This window comes from Actinomadura nitritigenes (assembly GCF_017573545.1).
Classification (GTDB): Bacteria; Actinomycetota; Actinomycetes; order Streptosporangiales; family Streptosporangiaceae; genus Spirillospora; species Spirillospora nitritigenes.
The window spans coordinates 1-19,354 of record NZ_JAGEOK010000044.1 but is presented as its reverse complement, the minus strand read 5'-3'; the positions used below and the strand labels follow the sequence as shown (position 1 = coordinate 19,354).

17 protein-coding genes and 2 pseudogenes are annotated in these 19,354 nt (G+C 69.8%); 10 read left to right on the top strand and 9 right to left on the bottom strand.

Translation table 11 applies throughout. The features are described 5' to 3' along the window. Nucleotides 1-251 precede the first annotated feature (251 nt). Nucleotides 252-830: a dihydrofolate reductase family protein gene (locus J4557_RS42970; protein WP_208272594.1), complete on the bottom strand. Its 579-nt coding sequence runs from the start codon at nt 828-830 to the stop codon at nt 252-254. 142 nt (nt 831-972) lie between these two features. Next, nucleotides 973-1,272: a hypothetical protein gene (locus J4557_RS42965; RefSeq protein WP_208272593.1), complete on the bottom strand. Its 300-nt coding sequence runs from the start codon at nt 1,270-1,272 to the stop codon at nt 973-975. 185 nt (nt 1,273-1,457) lie between these two features. Here J4557_RS42965 and J4557_RS42960 point away from each other — a divergent pair, with 185 nt between their 5' ends. Both J4557_RS42960 and J4557_RS52355 read left to right on the top strand, forming a co-directional pair. After that, the gene (locus J4557_RS42960; protein ID WP_208272592.1) at nt 1,458-2,510 is read left to right on the top strand and encodes a sigma-70 family RNA polymerase sigma factor; all 1,053 of its coding nucleotides are present in this window, start codon (nt 1,458-1,460) and stop codon (nt 2,508-2,510) included. Between the two features lie 202 nt (nt 2,511-2,712). Continuing rightward, nucleotides 2,713-2,880, top strand: a pseudogene (locus J4557_RS52355) (IS5/IS1182 family transposase); the annotation flags it as partial. 287 nt (nt 2,881-3,167) lie between these two features. On the opposite strand, the gene J4557_RS42950 reads toward J4557_RS52355, so the two are convergent. Continuing rightward, nucleotides 3,168-4,403 (bottom strand): hypothetical protein, encoded by a 1,236-nt coding sequence (locus J4557_RS42950; RefSeq protein WP_208272591.1) that lies wholly within the window; start codon nt 4,401-4,403, stop codon nt 3,168-3,170. A 143-nt stretch (nt 4,404-4,546) separates the two neighbouring features. Here J4557_RS42950 and J4557_RS42945 point away from each other — a divergent pair, with 143 nt between their 5' ends. After that, a complete protein-coding gene (locus tag J4557_RS42945; protein ID WP_208272590.1) occupies nt 4,547-5,764 on the top strand; it encodes a NucA/NucB deoxyribonuclease domain-containing protein in 1,218 nt (405 codons plus the stop codon). Nucleotides 5,765-6,115: 351 nt separating this feature from the next. Here J4557_RS42945 and J4557_RS42940 read toward each other — a convergent pair whose 3' ends face one another. Genes J4557_RS42940 through J4557_RS42925 form a run of 4 tightly spaced genes read right to left on the bottom strand, consistent with a single transcriptional unit; the run spans nt 6,116 to nt 9,053 of the window. Further along, a complete protein-coding gene (locus tag J4557_RS42940) occupies nt 6,116-7,549 on the bottom strand; it encodes a M1 family metallopeptidase (protein WP_208272589.1) in 1,434 nt (477 codons plus the stop codon). A 21-nt stretch (nt 7,550-7,570) separates the two neighbouring features. Further along, on the bottom strand, nt 7,571-7,963 hold the full coding sequence (locus J4557_RS52350) for a response regulator (protein ID WP_372442583.1): 393 nt from the start codon (nt 7,961-7,963) through the stop codon (nt 7,571-7,573). Nucleotides 7,964-7,968: 5 nt separating this feature from the next. Then, nucleotides 7,969-8,922 (bottom strand): nucleoside hydrolase, encoded by a 954-nt coding sequence (locus tag J4557_RS42930; protein ID WP_208272588.1) that lies wholly within the window; start codon nt 8,920-8,922, stop codon nt 7,969-7,971. After that, nucleotides 8,910-9,053 (bottom strand): hypothetical protein, encoded by a 144-nt coding sequence (locus J4557_RS42925; RefSeq protein WP_208272587.1) that lies wholly within the window; start codon nt 9,051-9,053, stop codon nt 8,910-8,912. The genes J4557_RS42930 and J4557_RS42925 overlap by 13 nt, the downstream gene beginning before the upstream one ends. 94 nt (nt 9,054-9,147) lie before the next feature. Between J4557_RS42925 and add the strand changes: the two genes are divergently transcribed. The 4 genes from add (at nt 9,148) to ppdK (ending at nt 14,884) form a co-directional block, all read left to right on the top strand. Continuing rightward, entirely contained in the window at nt 9,148-10,209 is a 1,062-nt protein-coding gene (gene add / locus J4557_RS42920; protein WP_208272586.1) for an adenosine deaminase, read from the top strand. Next, nucleotides 10,206-11,261 (top strand): LacI family DNA-binding transcriptional regulator, encoded by a 1,056-nt coding sequence (locus J4557_RS42915; protein WP_208272585.1) that lies wholly within the window; start codon nt 10,206-10,208, stop codon nt 11,259-11,261. Before add ends, J4557_RS42915 begins: the two co-directional genes overlap by 4 nt. 40 nt (nt 11,262-11,301) lie before the next feature. Then, nucleotides 11,302-11,928, top strand: a complete 627-nt coding sequence (locus J4557_RS42910; protein WP_307800535.1) for a TetR/AcrR family transcriptional regulator — start codon at nt 11,302-11,304, stop codon at nt 11,926-11,928. Nucleotides 11,929-12,172: 244 nt separating this feature from the next. After that, nucleotides 12,173-14,884 carry a pyruvate, phosphate dikinase gene (ppdK, locus tag J4557_RS42905; RefSeq protein ID WP_208272584.1) on the top strand — a complete coding sequence of 904 codons (2,712 nt, stop codon included), beginning with the start codon at nt 12,173-12,175 and terminating at the stop codon, nt 14,882-14,884. Between the two features lie 775 nt (nt 14,885-15,659). On the opposite strand, the gene J4557_RS42900 is transcribed toward ppdK, so the two are convergent. Then, the gene (locus J4557_RS42900) at nt 15,660-15,920 is read right to left on the bottom strand and encodes a DUF5652 family protein (RefSeq protein WP_208272583.1); all 261 of its coding nucleotides are present in this window, start codon (nt 15,918-15,920) and stop codon (nt 15,660-15,662) included. A 472-nt stretch (nt 15,921-16,392) separates the two neighbouring features. Here J4557_RS42900 and J4557_RS50365 point away from each other — a divergent pair, with 472 nt between their 5' ends. The 3 genes and pseudogenes from J4557_RS50365 (at nt 16,393) to J4557_RS51995 (ending at nt 17,692) form a co-directional block, all read left to right on the top strand. Next, nucleotides 16,393-16,788 carry a sigma factor gene (locus J4557_RS50365; protein ID WP_307800538.1) on the top strand — a complete coding sequence of 132 codons (396 nt, stop codon included), beginning with the start codon at nt 16,393-16,395 and terminating at the stop codon, nt 16,786-16,788. After that, a pseudogene (locus J4557_RS52345) lies at nt 16,775-16,822 on the top strand (hypothetical protein); the annotation flags it as partial. The gene J4557_RS50365 and the pseudogene J4557_RS52345, both read left to right, overlap by 14 nt. 24 nt (nt 16,823-16,846) lie before the next feature. Then, nucleotides 16,847-17,692, top strand: coding sequence for an SgcJ/EcaC family oxidoreductase (locus J4557_RS51995; RefSeq protein ID WP_307800534.1), 846 nt, complete (start codon nt 16,847-16,849; stop codon nt 17,690-17,692). Between the two features lie 872 nt (nt 17,693-18,564). Here the strand turns inward: J4557_RS51995 and J4557_RS42885 are convergent. Further along, a complete protein-coding gene (locus tag J4557_RS42885; RefSeq protein ID WP_208272582.1) occupies nt 18,565-19,041 on the bottom strand; it encodes a hypothetical protein in 477 nt (158 codons plus the stop codon). Nucleotides 19,042-19,354: the final 313 nt, after the last annotated feature.

Genomic DNA, 19,354 nt, shown 5'->3' with positions numbered 1-19,354 from the left:
GCCTCCCACGGGTTTTCGTCGCAGCGGCTGCGGCTGCAGCCGCGGCGACGAATTCATGCGGCGCCCCTCGGCGCGGCCGTGCCGTTGCCGCGGCGCGGGGGCAGGTCAGGTGCAGCCGGCGGCGGACAGGCGGCGTTCCAGTTCGGCGTTGTCCTCCCGAACGTATCCCGAGCCGCCAGGTAGCGGAAGGTGACCGGCTGGTTGACATACTGCTCGGCCTCGACCATCTCGTGGATGGCCGACTCGACTGTTCAAGCCTCGCGGGCGCGCTCGTAGGTCAGGTGGGCGAGACCGTTCCCCACGGTCTTCGTGTGGATCAGGCGCAGGGGCCGCTTGTCGCTGGTCTCGCCGAACAGGCGCTCGCCCGCGCCGAGCACGACCGGGAAGACGGTCAGGCGCAACTCGTCGACCAGGTCGTGCTCCATCAGCGTGCGCACGAGCGGGCGGCTGGCATACACGACGAGCTCGCCCCGTATCCGTTGCTTGAGCTTCGAGACCTCGCTGACCACCTCGCCCGTCAGGACGGTCGCGTTCGTCCATTCGGGCTCCTGGAGCGTCGCGGACACGACGTATTTGGGCAGGCGGTTCAGAGCGTCCACCCACTCGCCGCTCAGGATCGACGTGCGTGTGGCGAAGTACTCGTCGCTCCGCCGACCCAGCAGCAGCGCCTCGGCGCCTTGTGCCTCGGCCAGTTCGAGCTCTGCCCACGCCTCCCAGTCCTGGTCCATGAACTGTTGAAACCAGCCGCCGTGCCTGAACCCTCCCTCGCCGCTCGGGTCCTCGACGACGCCGTCGAGCGTGATGTTCTGGCTGACCACGATCTTTCCCACCGTGATTCTCCTTGCTGTGGCTTGTGGGGGGTTGCCTGTGTTGAGACGTCCGCGGTGAGGCGGCAGCGTCAGCGCGACCTTGCCGCGCCCGGTCGCCGGGACCGCCCCTCCGGCGCCGCTGCCGATGCGGTCATGGCGTCGCTCACGACCCGGCGTCTTCCATCACGGGGCCGACCTCGACGCCGCCGCCGACCCGCATCACCGGGCAGTCCTTGGCCAGCGCCAGCGCGGAGTCCATGTCATCGGCGGACACCACCGAGTGGGCGACCATCCGGGAGCCACGGCCGCCGACCTCGCCGAGCGAGGCGTGATCGGTCACCGCGTGGCCGATGTCCACCAGGGCCGGGCCCAGCCCGCCGAACCAGGCCCGCCACTCGGCCGCCGTCCCGGCGTGGGGCGCGTAGTCGGAGGGCACACGGAAGGAGAGAACGTACTTGGCCATGATCTGCGGTCCTGTTCTGTGTCCGGGGCGCGCCCCGGACTGGGAGCGCCTCCATCCGGGTGGACGCCCGCGCCCGCCCGAATTGGGCGGCGCAACACCGCCCAATTCGCCAACCCGACGGCGTCCTTACCGTTGAGCGGGCCGACCGAGCCCTGCGGGACGAAGAAGAGCGAGGATGCATGCCGATGGAGACGGACACGACGGCCCTGCTCGCTCGGGCCCGGGCCGGCGACCACAACGCGTTCCGCGACCTGGTCCAGGGCCACTCCCACGAGTTGCAGGTGCACTGCTACCGCATCCTGGGATCCCTGCAGGACGCCGAGGACGCACTCCAGGAGACCCTCCTGTCCGCCTGGCGCAACCTCGGCGGATTCGGCCGGCGGTCCTCGCTCCGGACCTGGCTCTACAAGATCGCGACCAATCGGTGCCTGAGCATGCTGCGCGCCGACGGCCGACGCCCCCGCGTCGCACCCCCGCTGCCCGAGGCCGCTCTGCCCGAACCCACCGGCGCCGCGGACGCCCCGCCCTGGTTGGAGCCCTACCCCGACGTCCTGCTCGACCACCTCGTCGACCAGCGCCCCGGTCCGGAGGCCCGCTACGAGGCCACCGAGGCCATCTCCCTGGCCTTCATCACCGCCCTACAACTGCTGCCCCCACGCCAACGCGCCGCGCTCGTCCTCCGCGACGTCCTCGGCTACCACGCCGCCGAAGCCGCCCAGATGCTCGACACCACTCGGGAAGCCGTGAACAGCGCCCTCAAACGTGCCCGCGCCACCGTCGACGACCACCTCGCCGACTCCGGCAGCAGCGGCAGCCGCAGGCCGGCACGCCAACCCGATACCGCCGCCGAACACCGGCTCGTCGCCCGCTTCACCGACGCCCTGGAACGCGCTGACCTGGACGCCCTGATCGAACTGCTCGTCACCGACGTGAGGCTCTCCATGCCCCCGGCCATGCTGGAATACCGCGGCATCGAATCAGCCCGGCGCATCTTCGCCGCCGTCAGCTTCCGCCCCGGCCGCGCCTACCGCGTGGTACCCACCCGCGCCAACGGCCAGCCCGCCTTCGGCCTGTACCTGGCGGACCCCCACGCCGCTGTCCACCGCGCCTACTGCCTCCTGGTCGTCACCACCGCCAGCGATCGCATCACCGCCATCACCAGCTTCAGCACCAACGTCATGACGCGCTTCGGACTACCCCGAACCCTCCCCGTTGACGGACTGTCGTCCCGCCGATGAGGGCGGAGCTCGGGTGCACGCCTCAGGTTCCTTCAAACGAAGTTCCGGCGTGTTGGACGAGTTGGGGGGCGGTTGGCGAGGTGGACTGGTCGCGGTGCACGATCGACTCGGTCAACGTCCGGGCGGTCAGAGGGGGAACTGACGGGCCCGACTCCTGTCGACCGCGGCAAGAACGGGTCGAAGATCGCTGGTGCGCAGTATCCCGCCGGTCCGCTCTCGGCGCGGGCCGCGGCGGCGACGTCCCGCAAGACTGCACGCCGACAGGGGCTACGGCTATGCCGACCTGCGCAGGTTCCTGCGCGGCCGGGGCATCGTCCCGCGGATCGCCCGGCGTGGTGTCGAGCGCTCGGATCGCCTTGGCCGACACCGCTGAGTGGTCGAGCGCACGATGTCGTGGCTGAACGGCTTCCGCCGCGGGTCATCGAGGACCTCCTCGGGTTGGCACGACGCCCGATGCGTGATCCGGCCGCGCCAGCGGGGCCGCCGCGGACGGAGCCGACCGGGGCAAGTAGCCCCTGACCGTGCCCGCCGTATATCGGTAAGTCGCTCAGGCATATACAACGTGTTCGTGAGGTAGGGCCGGTCGCCCAACTTCGTTTCACGCGTGACGAAGCTGGGCGACCAGGGCCAGGCCGGACCGTGTAAGGCGGGTAAGGGTCAGACCTTCACCAGGGCATAGGTACCGGAGCCGTCCTGCCTGCCGCTGGAGTACTGGCGGATGAACTCCCCGTCCGCGTACCGGTCGTGGCCCATCATGGAGCCGGTGTACTTGTTCTGGATGCCGATCTTGTCGGAGCCGGGCACGTCGCGGTAGATGTAGAACCGCTGGAGGTCGTCCTCGGTGCAGGAGACCGTCATCAGGACGGCCTGTTCGGTGGCCGCGTTCTGCTGGGTGATGGTCGCGCATCCGCCGTTGCCCCAGTTCCACAGGGACGCCTCGAGGATCCCGTCGTGCTCCGTCACGTTGCACAGCCGCCAGTTGTCCAGGTGGGCACTGAAGATCGACGAGGGCCGCAGGCGGACACCGTCGTCCGCCAAGAGCGGCCCGCCCCAGGACAGGGGCTGCCCGGGTACAGCGATCTTGTAGGCGTCGGGCTGGCAGGCGAGAGCGGCCCGCGCGCTGCGTCCGGTGGCCTTGGGCTGTTCGGCGGACGTGCCGCCGGTGGGCGCCGGGCGCTGCGCGCGGCGGTCTCGCAGCTGCTTGGCCGTCGGCGCCACCGCACCTGCCGGGTGCTCGGCCTTCGCGGCGGCGCTGGTGCAGTCGAGGAGCTCTTGCGCCTTGCGCATGATGCTGTTGGCGGGCACCGTGTCCTGGCAGCGCACGGCGCCCTCTTCGAGGGTGGTGTAGGTGGTGTAGCTGCCGCTGTCGGGTCCCTCGATCCACTTCAGGGCATAGGTGCCGTCGTCCAGTTGGACGCGGTTGCAGTTGAGGCTTCCGTAGGTGCCGGTGACCTTCTTGGTCCCCTTGTAGAGGCCGTAGTAGCCGGGCTCGCGGAAGTTCCACGTGATCGATTGCGAAGCGGTGCTGGTGGAGGAGTAGTTCACCTGCACGTTCAGGCCCGCGCTCGCGCCGACCATGCCGAGGGCTTCGGTGGCGAAGCTGCCCTGGACACTGCCGTTGAAGCCGACGGAGACCGAGATGGTCGTCTGGGTGCTGGTGGTGACGGTCTGGGTCCCGGTCGTGCCCTGGGTCACGTACCAGCCGGTGAAGTGAGTGATCGTCGGGGAGACCTCGACGCTCTTGATGATCGGGTGGCGCTGGCCGAGGTCGGCTGCGGTACAGGCCTGGCCGGGCGCGGCCGCCTGCTGGGCGGCGGGCGCGGCGGCGGCGGCCGGTAATTCCGCCAGCCCCAGGGCGGTGACCGCGCAGGCGGCCGAGGCGGTGGCGGCCATGAGTGCTCTGCCGGTACGGCTGGCGAATCGCGTAGAGCGCATCGTTGTGTCCCCTTTCGGCCGGATGGGCCGGGCCGGTGGTCTGAACATCTCTGACAGACAATCATGTCTGTATGAAATCGAAAAGAGAAGAGGGACCGCCCGTGACGCGCGCCAGACGCCTTCTGGCGGCGATGGCCTCCCTCACCCTCGCCGCAGGTCTCCTCACCCTGGGCGCCTTACCGGCCGCCGCCGCACTGGCCAAGAGCCGGGTGACTCCTCACGGCCACGGCTCATGCGCGCCCACCGCCCCCGGCTCCAGAGTCCAGCGGCAGGGCGCGGCCTGGACCTGCCTCAAGGTGGCGGCGCCCGCCCCCATCCGCGCCCACGCCCGCATCACTGCCCGCAACCCGGCAGACCTCTGCACCGACCCCTCCGACAGCCCTGTCGTCTCCACCCGCCACGCATACTGCACGCGGGAGAGCGTCAGATACGCGCTCCTCGACGGCAACGGCCAGGAGATCGGCCACGCCCTGGTCGCGATCGTGGCTCCGGCCCAACTCAGCTCCTCGAACGCGCAGTGGCGCGAGGACATCACCGTCCTCGTCGCCGAAATGACGCCCAATATCCCCGGCGTGACGCTGGCCCTGAGTTCCACCTGCAGCGGTCAGTGCATCGCGGGGGCACCGGCTTGGGGCGGCGCACCCGTGGCTCTGGGCCCTGACGAGGCCAAGGAGGGCACCCTCACCTACAACTCCACCGTCTCCAACGGGGCCGTCTCGTTCATCCAGCCCGCCTACCAAGTGGAGGGGGAGATCCTCGGCGCGACCCCCGTACAGATCAACGGAAGCTGGTACGGCCCCGAACTGCGCTGTGACGCGCAGGTCGGCAACGGTCCCGGCTGCATCGTCATGGGGCACCTGGCCAACGTGACCTTGCCCAAATCCGTCTACGGGGCCGCCGCCGTCGCCTACGAGTGGGCACAGAAGAACCTCACGACCAACAACTTCGGCACCGCCGACAAACCGCTCCAACGCGACGCCGACGATACGAACGCGAAGAACAGGCGCGCGCAGTCCTGCACGCTTGGCCCGCTGCCCTTCAAGCCGGACCCCACGGTCACAGACGATTCCTGTGACGAGTTCCCCTTCGCCAAGTCCACCCAGGGCGGCACGAACGGCTCCCTGTGCGCGGAGATCATCCCCCGGCTGGACAGCGGCATATGGAGCGTCAAACTCGTACGGGGCACCTTGAACGCGCCCTGTATACGGGCCCACGTCCCCCTGAACGAGAACACGGGCGCGGGAGGCGAACTCGGTCGTGCCGTCGTGGCCGACCGCATCATCGACCACGAGTGGTACCAAGTGATCATCGTCCCGTAACCTCCGTCCCCGTGCCCCAGCGGCACTGGGGCACGGGGACACAGCCCACCCTGGTCAATGACACCCGACAACGACCGGACAAGGCCGACGGGACGCCGCGGAGCGAGCTCGCCGCCCGCGCACCGCCCGGTCGCACCTGAGCCCCGCCCGGGGCGGACCGTCTGCTGTGAGCTCCCCGTGACCGCTCGGCATGGACGTGGCGTGAGCGTGCCGCGCTCTGGTCAGGAGTGGGCCTCGTCGCCTTCAGCGGTCAGCCCGAACCGCTGAAGGCGGTCGGCGTCCCGCTTGGAGTACTAGCACCAGTCGATCCCCACGTCACCGTAGGCTTTAGCCGACCCCCGAAGCGGGGTCTTAACGATCCCAGGTGGGCTTGCCCGGCGAGTGCAGCCAGACCCGGAAGAACTCGCGGAGGTCCTGCCCGGAGATCCGCTCGGCGAGCGCTTCGTAGTCCTCCGTGGTGGCGTCGCCGTACTGGTGCTCGGCCAGCCAGGTGCGGGTCAGCCGCAGGAACTGCTCGTCGCCGATCCTGTGCCGGAGCGCTTGCAACGTCATCCCGCCGCGGAGGTAGATCGAGCGGTGGAACATTTGGTCGCGGGACGGGGCGGCGATCGCGAGGTCCCAGAAACCAGGGCGACCAGGCGGCATGGGCGGCGGGTCGGCGTAGATCTGCTGGAACGCCTCCTGCGCGGACTGACCGCCGTGCTTCTCCGCCCAGTACTTCTCCGTCCAGACCGCGTAGCCCTCGTTCAGCCAGGTGTCACTCCAGCGGCCGATCGAAACGCTGTTGCCGAACCACTGGTGGCTGATCTCGTGCACCACGCCCTTCTCCACGGGCGGCGTTTCGTAGGTGGGGCGGGTCTGCGTCTCCAGCGCGTTGGGGACGTTGAGCGGCGGAACGTTGTTGTTCTCGATGATCGAGCCGGTCGTGGTGAACGGGTAGGGGCCGAAGTAGTTGGCCAGCTCGTCGGTCGCCTGCGCCGTCCACGCCGGGGTGCTGACCGAGCCCCGGTCGGACGCCACCCCTGGATCGACCGCGTCGAGCTGCGGGATGCCCTTGCCCGTGATGGTCGTCGAGATGTTGAACCGTCCGATCGAGCCGGTCGCCAGGTAGGTCGCCATAGGGTGGTCCTCGCGCCACACGAAGGTGTCCTTGCCGCCGGCGCGCCACCGCTTGACCAGACGGCCGTTGCCGATCACCTGGAGGCCTTGCGGCACGGTGGTCTCGATCGTGAAGAACGCTTTGTCGCGCGGATGGTCGTTGGCGGGGAACCAGGTGGACGCGGCGTTCGGCTCGGAGACGATCGTCGCGCCGTCGCCGGTATGCAGGAACCCGTACGGCAGGTCGAACCCGATCGGGCCGCCCAGCGTCTCGGGGATGCCGTCGTACCGGACGACCACCGTGAACCGGCTCCTGTTCCGCAATCCTCGGCGCGGCGTGATCTCCAGTTCCCGTTCGCCGGTGCGGGCGAACGGGACGCGGTGCCCGTTCACCTGCACCGATCGGACGTTCATCTTGTAGAGGTCGAGATTGAACCGGGACAGGTTCTGGGTGGCGGTCGCTCTGATGGTGGTCTCGCCGATGAGCTGGTCGGTCGCGGGATCGTAGGCGGTCTTCAGGTGGTAGTGGTCGACGTCGTATCCGCCGTTGCCGAGATCGGGGAAGTAGGGGTCGCCCAGCCCGGGCGCACCTGGTTCGTACCGGACGTCGGCGTTCACGGCCGGCGTGCACAGCCCGAGCGTGACGGCGGCGGCCACAGCGATCCGCGCAGATCTCGCAAGTCCCATCGAATGACTCTCCCTCGAAAATCAAACAAAGAGCGAAACGGTCCAATGTGATCTCGGAAGTACTTCCTCGTAGAAGGCCACGGCGGCCACTACCAGGAGCGTGTACGAGAGCCGGCCCGTCCACCCCCGCCAGCCGCGGACCCAGGTGACGACTGCGGCGCCGGTGACCGCGATCGAGAACAGCGGACCGGTCGTGGCCACGACCGGCAGCGCGGCGAGCCGCGGTGAGTTCAGTGCGGTGAGTTCCATGAGCACGTTCGGGTCGGACACGGTACGGTGCGCCAGCGCCAGCCCCACCGCCGCGTCCCCCGACGCCGCCTCGGCCACGACGGCCAGATCGCTCTCCAGGCCCAGCAACGCGACGAGGGCTCCTCGGATGAGTTCCATGTCCTCGGCCGGCAACACCCGAATCACCCTCTTTATCCGATCAGCCGGGGCAGGGGGGCGGCGACGGTGTCGAAGAGCAGCCTCTTGAATCCGGCCTCGTGCACGCGGCGGACCAAGGTCAGGTTGGGGGGCGGCGCCGTCCTCCGCCGGTCGATGACCATCTGCCCGCGGGTCAGGCCGTCCAGGGCGATGTCGACGTGCGCCTCTTCCTGCTCGGTGACCAGGTCGGGTTTGAGGGCGACGGCCATGGCCACCGGATCGGGCAGGTCGTAGCCGGCCAGGCCGGTGACGTCGCGGGCCCAGTCGGCGACGGTGCGGTTGATGCGATGGGCGAATGAGGCCAGCGGGGTGCCGATCTCCTCCAGCCGGCGCTGATCGGCCGGGGTCATCACCGCGTCCCGGCGGGAGACGTCCCAGCCGATCCACGTCACCTTGTCCGGGGTGGCGGCCTGGGTGAGGACTCGGGCCGCCTCGGGATCGGCCCACACGTTGAACTCGGCGGTGGGGGAGACGTTGCCCGCCATGTCGGCGGCGCCGGCCATGCAGTAGACGTGCCGGAACCTCGTCAGCAGCGCCGGATCGCGCAGCAGAGCGGCGGCGATGTTGGTCAGCGGGGCGAGGGTGACCAGCGTGAGTTCGCCCGGGAGCCTGCGGGGCAGGGACAGCAGGACATCGACCGCGTGTGCTCCCCGAGGGACCGTGACGGGGTCGGGCAGGCCGATGTCGCCCATGCCGTCCTGGCCGTGGACGTGCTGGGCGCTGGACAGGGCGCGCGTCATGGGTCGCGGGCAGCCGGCATGGACGGGGATGTCAGGGCGTCCGGCGGTCTCCAACGAGATCAGCGCGTTGCGGGTGCCGGTCTCCAGCGGCACATTTCCCGCCACCGTGGTCACCGCGCGGACGTCGGCCAGACCACTGGCGGCGGCCAGCACGAGGGCGACCGCGTCGTCGGAGCCGGTGTCGGTATCGATGATCAAAGGCCGCATGGCGGCGTTCCCCAAGTACCACCGTCCGAGGACACGGCGGCCACCGCACTGGCGACCGCGCCCGCCGCCATGACGACGCCCATGCTCGCGACCAGCACGAGCACACCCCTGCGGTCCCTGGCGATCAGCATTGGCGGCCCCCTTGATCGGTCAACGCCAAGGACGGTAGTAAAACGTATGACGTCCGTCAACGGTGGCCTATGAGCAGATGATGTAATACGTTCAATGGTCAAGATCCAGAGGGAGCCGCTCATGGAGGTCCTGCCGCGTCCGCAGCCCAAGGCCGAGCTGCATCTGCACCTGGACTGCTGTGTCAGCTACGCCTGCGTCGCCGCACTGCGGCCGGGCACGTCCCTGGCCGAGTACCTGCGTGACTACGTCGCCCCCGCCAAGTGCGCGAATCTGGTCGACTTCCTCACCAGGCCCACCAGGATCGTCCAGCTCATGCAGACACCCAGGGCACTGCGCCTGGTCACCGATGACCTGTTCGCGCAACTCGTCGCCGACAACGTTGCCTATGCCGAGATCCGGTTCGCGCCGCTGCTGCACACGGCGGGCGGGATGCGGCCCGAGCGTGTCGTCGAGGAGGTCGAGACCGCGGTCGCCCAGGCGAGCGACGCGACGGGAGTGCGGGCGAGCGTCATCTTGTGCACGCTTCGGCACTTCGACGCCGACGCGAGCATGGCCACGGCCCGCCTGGCCGCCGCCCGGCTGGACGGCGGCGTGGTCACCGGGTTCGACCTCGCTGGCGACGAGGCGGGGTTCGGGCTGGACGCGCACGTCGCGGCCTTCCGCCACGCGCGCGAGCACGGTGTGCGGATCACGGCGCACGCCGGCGAGTCACGAGGCGCCGACGGCGTCAACGACGTCCTGGACCGTCTGGGCCCCGAGCGGATCGGGCACGGGGTCCGCAGCATCGAGGACGAGCGCACCGTCGAACGCCTCATCGCCGGCGGCGTCCACCTGGAGGTCTGTCCCACCTCCAATGTGCAGACGATGGGGAGGCTGGTGCCGTCCTACGCCGACCACCCGGTCGACCGCCTCAGATCGGCCGGTATCTCGCTGTCCATCAGCACCGACGCCCGCACCGTCGCCAATGTGACCCTGGACCGGGAGTACGAACGCCTCCGGCGGGCGTTCGGCTGGACGGCCGACGACCTGGCCCGCTGCAACCTCGCCGCCGTCCAAGCGTCCTTCACCGACGCCACCCTCCGGCAAGAACTGGTGCGCATGTTCACCTCACCCGCCTGCCCGCCCGGTCCTCCGGCTAAGATCGCCGCGCCATGACCGACGACCCCACCGGCCGATCCCGCCGCTCGCCCGGCGGCACGGGCGGCGCACACCGCCGTCCGACCGGACACGAGGTCGCCGAGCTGGCCGGCGTGTCCCAGTCGACGGTGTCGTTGGTGTTCTCGGGCAAGGCGGCCGGCCGGGTCTCGGCCGAGGTGGAGCAACGCGTCCGGCACGCCGCCCAGCAGCTCGGCTACCGCCCGCACGCCTCCGCCAGCACCCTGCGCGCCGGACGTACCCGAACGGTCGGCCTCCTGGTGCCGGACATCACCAACCCCTTCCTCGGCCATGTGCTGCGCGGCGCACAACGAGCCGGACGCGCGGACGGGATCACCGTCGCGCTCATCGAGCCGGGTCCCGAGAGGAACTGGCAGCTCACTGCCGTGGAGGCCCTCAACGCCGCAGCCATCGACGCGATGATGCTCTTCGGGATCGAGCCGCCGCTCTCCGACGCTCCCGGACCGACCGTCCTCATCGAGGCCGTCGCCGACGGATTCACCAGTGTCCTCCTCGACGTCCGGCAGGGCACCACGGCGGCGGTCGGGCACCTGCTCGACCTCGGTCACCGCCGGATCGCCCACCTCGGAACCGACCTGCCGCCCACGACCTTCAAGGCCCGGGCCTCCCGATGGCGCCGCGAACTCGACCGGGCCGGTATCACCGCCACCGAGAGCCCGGAGGTGCTGGCGGGCTTCAGCCTGCAGGCCGCCCGCGGTGCCGCCCATCAGCTCCTGTCGCTGACACCGAGGCCGACCGCCCTGTTCTGCGACGACGACCTGCTCGCCGCCGGGGCGCTCATGGCCGCCCACGACCTGCGCATCCCGGTCCCCGACGAACTGTCGATCATGGGCTTCGCCGGCACTCTGCTCTCCGAGGCCGCGACACCCCAGCTCTCCACCGTCGTCGCACCCGCCGAAGAACTGGGCGCCGTCGCCCTCCAAACGCTCCTCCGCACCATGGACGGCCACGCCACCGCGCCTCGTCCCCTCCCCATGACCCTGGTTCCGCGTGCTTCCACCGCCCCTCCGCAACGGCCATCCCCTCGATGAACCACCGGACGACCTCCGGGGCGACGGTCAGGAGCCCGCTGTGAGTGCCGGCACACCGCGTCCGCCGCAACGCCGCCGCCGGATGTCGCGCGCCGACCGGGAACGGCAGATGCTGGACGTGGCGGAGGAGGTGTTCGGCGAGCGCGGCTACCAGGGCATCTCGATGGACGAGATCGCCGAGCGCTGCGGCGTCTCCAAGCCGATGCTGTATGAGTACTTCGGCTCCAAGGACGGCCTGTTCGCCGCGTGCGTCGACCGGTCCAAGGCCGAGCTGCTGGACGTCACCCGGAAGGCCATGGCCGCCGCTTCCACGCCCGAGGACGTCCTGTGGCACGCGATGGTCGCCTACTTCACGCTCGTCGACGAGCACAGCACGTCGTTCGCGATGCTGCTCAGCAGGCCCACCGCCGGGTCCTGGAAGACGGTGGACGCCGTCGAGGCGATCCGCCGTCAGCAGGGCACGCTGATCTCGGAGGCGCTGACGGCGTTCGCTCCCCATATCGGCGAGCAGGCGATCGCCGCGTTCACCGAGATCATCATCGGCGCGAGCGAGCGGCTCGCCCAGTGGCGGACCCGGCACCCGCAGGTGCGCATCGAGGACGCGGCGCGGCACATGACCGACTTCTGCTGGAAGGGCCTCGGCCCTTACCTCGCCGAGCCCGGCTGAAGCATGCGCTCGCGAGCCCCTTGACCCGGCCGGCGCTCGACCGGAGGTCTGCTCGAGAGCGCCCGCCCGGTCGGGAAGGGTTCGCGTCGGTGGATGGCCCGGCAACGCCGTCGACAAGCTCGGCTCGAGCCCTTCGGTGACTGTTGCGGGACCTTCGCCCCCTGCTGCCGGTGGAGTGCCAAAGGCAGAGTCGACCCCAGAGTGCTGATCTTCCCGGATCGGCGACGAACGGGAGGAGACGCCCGTGCCGAAGCTCGTCTACGACTTCGCCGAAGGCGGCAAGGACCTGAACGACCTGCTGGGTGGGAAGGGCGCGAACCTCGCCGAGATGGCCGGTCTCGGGTTGCCGGTCCCTCCGGGCTTCACGATCACGACCGAGGCGTGCCGGGCGTACCTGGCCGCGCGCCGGGAGCCCGCGGGTTTGCGGGAGGCCGTGAGCACGCATCTGGCCGCACTGGAGGTGAAGGCGGGGCGGGCTCTGGGGGAGCCCGGCGACCCGCTGCTGGTGTCCGTGCGTTCCGGCGCGAAGTTCTCCATGCCGGGAATGATGGACACCGTCCTGAACATCGGGCTCAACGACATGACGCTGGCCGGGCTGGCCGCGCGGACGGGTGATGCGCGGTTCGCCTGGGATTCCTACCGTCGCCTCATCCAGATGTTCGGCAAGACCGTTCTCGGCGTGGCGGGGGAGCGGTTCGAGGACGCATTGGACAAGGCCAAGCGCGACAAGGGCGTCGACGCCGACACGACCCTCGGCGTCGAGGAGTTGAAGGTTCTGGTCGAGGAGTTCAAGTGCATCGTCCTCGCCGCCACGGGACGCCCCTTCCCGCAGGATCCGCGCACGCAGCTCGACATGGCGATCAACGCGGTCTTCGACTCCTGGAACGGGGAGCGGGCCCAGCTGTACCGCAGGCGGGAGCACATCCCGGACGGTCTCGGCACCGCGGTCAACGTCATGGCCATGGTGTTCGGCAACCTCGGCGCGGATTCGGGCACGGGCGTGGCGTTCACCCGCGATCCCGGAACGGGACGCGCCGGCGTCTACGGCGACTACCTGCGGAACGCCCAGGGTGAGGATGTGGTCTCCGGGACCCGCAACACCGTGCCGCTCCAGGAACTCGAACGCATCGACAAGCGCTCCTACGACGAACTCCTCCAGAACATGCGGACGCTGGAGAGCCACTACCGCGACCTCTGCGACATCGAGTTCACCATCGAGCGCGGCAGGCTGTGGATGCTGCAGACGCGGGTCGGCAAACGCACGGCCGAGGCCGCGTTCCGGATCGCGGTTCAGCTCGCCGACGAGGGGCTCATCAGCATGGACGAGGCCGTCGGCAGGGTCGACGGCGACCAGCTGGGCCGGCTGGCGTTCCCCCGCTTCGAGGCGGGCCCGAGCGCCCGTCCGATCGCCACCGGGATCGCCGCCTCGCCCGGCGCCGCCGTTGGCCGGGTGGTGTTCGACTCGCATACGGCCATGGAACGGGCGCGCAGCGGTGAGCGGGTCGTGCTGGTGCGTCGCGAGACCAACCCCGACGATCTGGGCGGCATGATCGCCGCCGCGGGCGTCGTGACCAGCCGCGGCGGCAAGACCTCGCACGCCGCCGTCGTCGCCCGGGGCATGGGCACCACCTGCGTGTGCGGGGTCGAGGAGCTCGACGTCGACGCCGCGGGACGGCGGTTCACCGGTCCCGGGGGCGTGGTGGTGGCCGAAGGGGACGTCGTCTCCGTGGACGGTTCCAGCGGTGCCGTGTACCTGGGGGAGCTGCCGGTCGTGCAGTCTCCGGTCGTCCGGTACTTCGAAGGAGAGCTCGACCCGCGCGGCCCGGAGGCGGACGAACTGGTGGCGGCCGTGCACCGGATACTGTCGCACGCCGACGCCGTCCGGCTGCTGGAAGTCCGGGCCAACGCCGACACGCCGCAGGACGCCGCGCGGGCACGGCGCTTCGGAGCGCGCGGCATCGGCCTGTGCCGCACCGAGCACATGTTCCTCGGGGAAAGGCGCCCCCTCATCGAACGGGTCATCCTCGCCGACACCGATGCCGAACGGGAGGAGGCGCTTGAGGCGCTGCTGCCGCTGCAGCGCGCGGACTTCGCTGCGATCCTGGCGGAGATGGACGGCCTGCCGGTCACGGTGCGGCTGCTCGACCCGCCACTCCACGAGTTCCTGCCCGACCTGACCGAACTCTCGGTGCGCGTCGCGGTCGCCGGCTCCCGGGGCGAGCCCGTTGAGCGCGACCGGCGGCTGCTGGCCGCCGTGCGGCGCCTGCACGAGCAGAACCCGATGCTGGGCCTACGGGGCGTCCGGCTCGGTCTGGTCGTCCCCGGGCTGTTCGCCATGCAGGTGCGGGCCTTCGCCGAGGCCGCCGCCGAACGCGCCGGGGCGGGCGGTGACCCGCGCGGGCAGATCATGATCCCGCTGGTCGGCGCGGTGCGGGAGCTGGAGATCGTCCGTGCGGACGCCGAACGGGTGCTCGCCGATGTGGCCGCACGGACCGGCGTCGCGCTCGCCATGCCGATCGGCACCATGATCGAGCTGCCCCGGGCCGCGCTCACCGCCGGGCGGATCGCCGAGGCCGCGCAGTTCTTCTCCTTCGGCACCAACGACCTCACCCAGACCACCTGGGGCTTCTCCCGGGACGATGTCGAAGGTGCGTTCTTCACCGTCTACCTGGACAGGGGCGTCTTCGGCGCCTCGCCGTTCGAAACGCTGGACCGCGACGGCGTCGGCCGCCTGATAGAGATCGCCACGGCGGAGGGCCGGGCCCGGCGGCCCGACCTCGAACTGGGCGTCTGCGGTGAGCACGCTGGGGATCCCGCATCTGTGCGCTACTTCCACCAGGTGGGACTGGACTACGTCTCCTGCTCGCCGTTCCGGGTGCCGATTGCCCGCCTGGAGGCCGGCCGTGCCGCCGTCCTGGGCGCTGCCGGCAAGAGCGCGGACGGTGACACCCGCTGAGGCCGGGCTCCTTCGCCGGACCGAAAGGACGATCGGTCGGCGGAGTCACGACCGAATGGCGGCCCGCAGTTCTCGGCCGGAACTCGCACATGACGGCCACCCGAGGCCCTACGTCCCTATCAGGAGGGGCGTAAGGCCCGGGGGTGCGCCCAGTCTTCAGGCAATGATCAAAGGGGATAGAGCCGGACCTCAAGGAGGGAGGACACCATGATCGTGGGATTCAGCCTAGCGATGTTCTTCTCGCTGCTCGTGGCCGGTGCGGTCGTGACCGCGCTGCTCTGCGCTTTGTTGGGGCTCGCCAGTCGGCCTCGGAGGCCTCTGCAGGACAAGGCCCCGGACAGTGGATTTCGCGCATGCAGGCCAGAGCGCGGTTCCGAGCGACCGGATGGTCGAATGGAAAATCGGGAACGCGTCGGCCATCCATGAACTCGAGTGCTGAGGCAACGATTTTCGCTGCGCGGCGGACGGATCGGTTATGGCCGAATCCAGGCTCGTGCGGTATCGGGACTTGCTGGGGCCCCGCTCCATCAAGGTCGTGGACCGCGTGCCGGACGGGCGGCGTGGCGACGCTGTGTCTCGCCCAGGCGAGGTCTGGTCGTCCCGCTCGCACACGGCGCATGGATCGGCGGATCTCGACGCGACGCTTCCGCTGAGAGAGCCAGCCGACGACCGAACCTTCCTGGAAGCCGGCCGTCGCCCCCCGGATCCCATTCCCTCAGGGCACCGCGCCTCTGTCATCGGCAACAGCCACTGGCTGCTGTGACCGGCCCCGCGCTCAATCGTGGCCGGAGGGGCGCCGGCGCCCGAGGACGAAGTAGGAGACCGGCACCAGCCCGACGGAGTTGACGAGGATGATCAGTACGGCCCACCACCGTTTGCGGCCCCGGATCTGATCGGCGGGACGACGCTTCAAGTCGACCAGAGCAGCCACTTTGAGCACGCCCTCGACGATCGCCGTCGTGACGAGCAGCCTGCGGGTGCGCTTGCTGAGATCACTCCACCGTCGCTTGGCGGCCATCGCGTCCCCAATCCTCATCCGCATCCCTGCACCGCCCCGGGGGCGGTGGCCTTCGCGCGCGAACTCCCCACAGCGAAGTCCTCCAGCGCCTGGCACTGACACTCGACGCTTGGCCGGGCCGGGCCCAGTGAGGGCCTGTGCCGGCATTCCTGAGAGGCTGCCTCTGATCCTAGAGCGTCGCTGATCGCTCCTGCCTCCCGGCGTGCTCGCCAAGATCGCAGCCGACACTCGGTGAGCAGTAGACCGCGTCCGCCCGCTGCCGCCCGCCCAGACCAGCACGCCGCACATTGCGCACGTGCTCGACCCGCCGCACCCGCTATCCCCGAACCGGACCGTCCGCCCACACCCCTCAAGCCGGGTGTGCCGGAGTTGCGAATTCCGGCGCAATCCCCGTGGATGCGGCAGGGGTGGGGAAGGGGCGTGGCGTGATGTCGGGGGAGGAGGGCTTCGACCGTCGGATCGAGCCGTTCCGGACTGAGCTGCTCACGTACTGCTACCGGATGCCGGGCTGGTTCACGACGCGGAGGACCTTGTTCAGGAGACGGACCTGCGGGCGTGGCGGGCTCGGGAGCAGTACGACGAGATGCGCAGTTCGGTGCGGACCTGGCTGTACAGGATCGCGACGAACGCCTGCCTGACCGCGCTAAGGCCTCGGGGCGGCAGGCCGCTGCCGTCGGGGCTGGTGGCCGCGTCGGATCCGCTCGCGCCACTCGTCCTGGGAGAGCACTCCTGGCTCCAGCCCCTGCCGGGCTCCTCGCTGGGGGCGGGCGACCCGGCCGTGACCGTGCTCAACCGCAGCAGCCTGCGGCTCGCGTTCGCGTCCGCCCTGCAGCATCTGTCGGCGCGGCAGCGCGGCGCGGCAGCGCGGCGCGCTGATCCTGCGTGACGTACTCGCCTTCTCGGCGTCCGAGACAGCGGAGATCCTCGACACTACCGTCGCGTCGGTGAACAGTTCCCTGCAGCGGGCACGTGCCCGCCTGAAGGAGACCGGGGTCCGGCAGGAACTGGTCGGCGAGCCGTCCGCTGCTCAACTGGTTCACCGGACGCGGAACTACGCCCAGTTCAAGGGCTGGGTGTTCGATGCCGCCGGGAAGGACCGGCTCATCGAGGAGGTCACCGCCAACGGCGGCCAGCCCGGATTCGCCGCCTACCGGCGCGTCGGCGATGGGTATCGGCTGCACACGCTCCAGAGCTTCACCGTCACGGCCGAGGGCATCAGCCGGAACTCGGTGTTCCAGGCCCCGAGATCTTCGCGGCCTTCGGCCTGCCCTCCGAAATTTCCTGACGACGGCGCGATGAGTTCGGCCCGCGCCGCCGGTATGTATCGGCGAGCCCACCGGAATACCCCGGGCGAGCCGATCACAAGGGAGAACCCGATGCCGAACACCCGTGTCCAGGACGAGGCCGCGATCCAGGCCGTGCTGGCCGACTCCTACAAGGCGTGGGAGGCCGGCGACGCCGACGGCATGGTCGCCGACTACACCACCGACGCGACCGCCATCATGCCCGGCTCGCTCCGCGACGGCCGTGAGGTGATCCGCCAGAGCATGGCCCAGGGCTTCGCGGGCCCCCTCAAGGGCAGCTCGACCTCCAACAAGCAGCTCAGCATCCGCTTCCTCGGGCAGGACGCCGCGATCGTCATCAGCGAATCCGCCATCCTCTTCCCCGGAGAAACCGAGATCACCGACGACCGCCGCAAGGTGAACGCCACCTGGGTCTTCGAGAAGCGCGACGCTCGGTGGCTGATCGCCGCCTACCACAACAGCCCGGTCCTGACCCCCGAGCAGTAGCCTCCGTCCAGCGGCCGCGGCCCTGGCCACCAGCGGGATATGGAGCGTGGCCGCGATCCGGCGGTACGGATCGGTCCGCGGTCTGTCCCTCGCATGCGCAGCGGGTGGTCTCCCTCGGATAAGCGTCATCGGCTCCGACCGTCGGTGATGGGGTCCTGCCGGAACCAGGCCAGGGTCGGGTCGGTGTCCACGGGCCTGCGGGGCTTCCTGTGTCACCAAGGCATGAGGGCGATGTTCTCGATTTCCCGGGCCCGGCCAGCGTGCTGTGCGGTACGCGGCCGAGCTTGGGTGTCTACGCAGTAGGTGCCGCTCGACGCAGTGCGCCTCTTGCCCGATGCGTCGAGGCCACCGCGTGATGGCTCGCCTTGCCCACGTCGATCCCCACCCACACGATTTCAGAGCGGCGAGGCGGCCATTCGTGGAAAGCCACAACCACGGCAAGCATTCATTGGCCACACCCCGCCGCCCGAGGGATCCGGAGCGACTCACTCCAGACGGTTCGAGCTTAGTGCGTTCTTAAAAAGTTGATCTCGGTCGATGTGTCTGCGTACTGGTATTTCGTGCGATGGGAGAAGCAGCGGGTCACGCTGCGGATGCTGGACGTGCTGCGCCAGCAGGTCCGCCAGAGCGAGGGCCGTGACGCCGACCCCAGCGCGGACATCATCGACTCCCAGAGCGTCAAGGCCACCGACACCGTCGGCCGGAAACCCGCGGGTATGACGCGGGCAAGAAGGTGGCCGGACGCAAGCGCTCCATCGTCCCTCGGCCTGCTCATCACGGTGACCGTGTGCGCCGCGAGCGTTCAGGTCGCCGTGCTGCCCCGCCGGTGGGCGGCCGGCCTGGCTCACCGCACAGCGGCGCCTGGTCCGCGACTACGAACGCCACCCCGCCACCAGCGAAGCAACCCGCGACACCCCGGGAATGGCCTGCGCGGTGCACACCAGTTGCCCCAGCGCGACCCGGCTCCAGTCCCCGCCCGATTTCAGTCCGCCCGGGCCGATGTCGATGCCGGTCACCGAGGCGACGAGCACCCTGGAAGCCTGCACCAAGTACCCCGATACGTCCTCTGTGTGGGGAACCTTGGTGTGCAGGCCCCTGCGGCTCTCCTGCGCGGTGACCGGGATCCTGAGTTGGACGAGCGGCAGCATCGGGTGACCGGCCAGCCCCTGCCGGGTGACAGGCATCAGCTTGTCGCCGGCCACCAGGTAGAGCGTCATCGTCATGCTGCGCCCATTGGCGACCGGCATGCTGCCCGCGCTGATGATGCCGGTCGGCCGGACGCCGCACCCTGATGTCAGTGTGGCGGCCGCCAGCATCGCCGCGACCGCGTGGAGGACCCGGACGCACATCGCTTCCCTCCTCGCCGGTGCCGCCGCAGGCAGAAAGCCACAGCGTGAGTCGGTCAGGTCCGAGGGGTGACACGACGTCCGAGCCATTGCCACACCCTGCACGTACCGACACGCAACATCATGCCGCCACACCGACCTAGAACAACTTCTCAAACACGCACTTTAGAGCGTGTCTCACGTGGATTTGACCGCCGGTGTGCGGCATGATTTGGGGGCATGTCGTCGGATCTTGCGCTGCGGCTGGTGCCGGACGAGTTGTGGGCGATTGTTGAGCCGTTGATTCCGGGGTTCACGCCGCGTCGGCAGGGTGGCG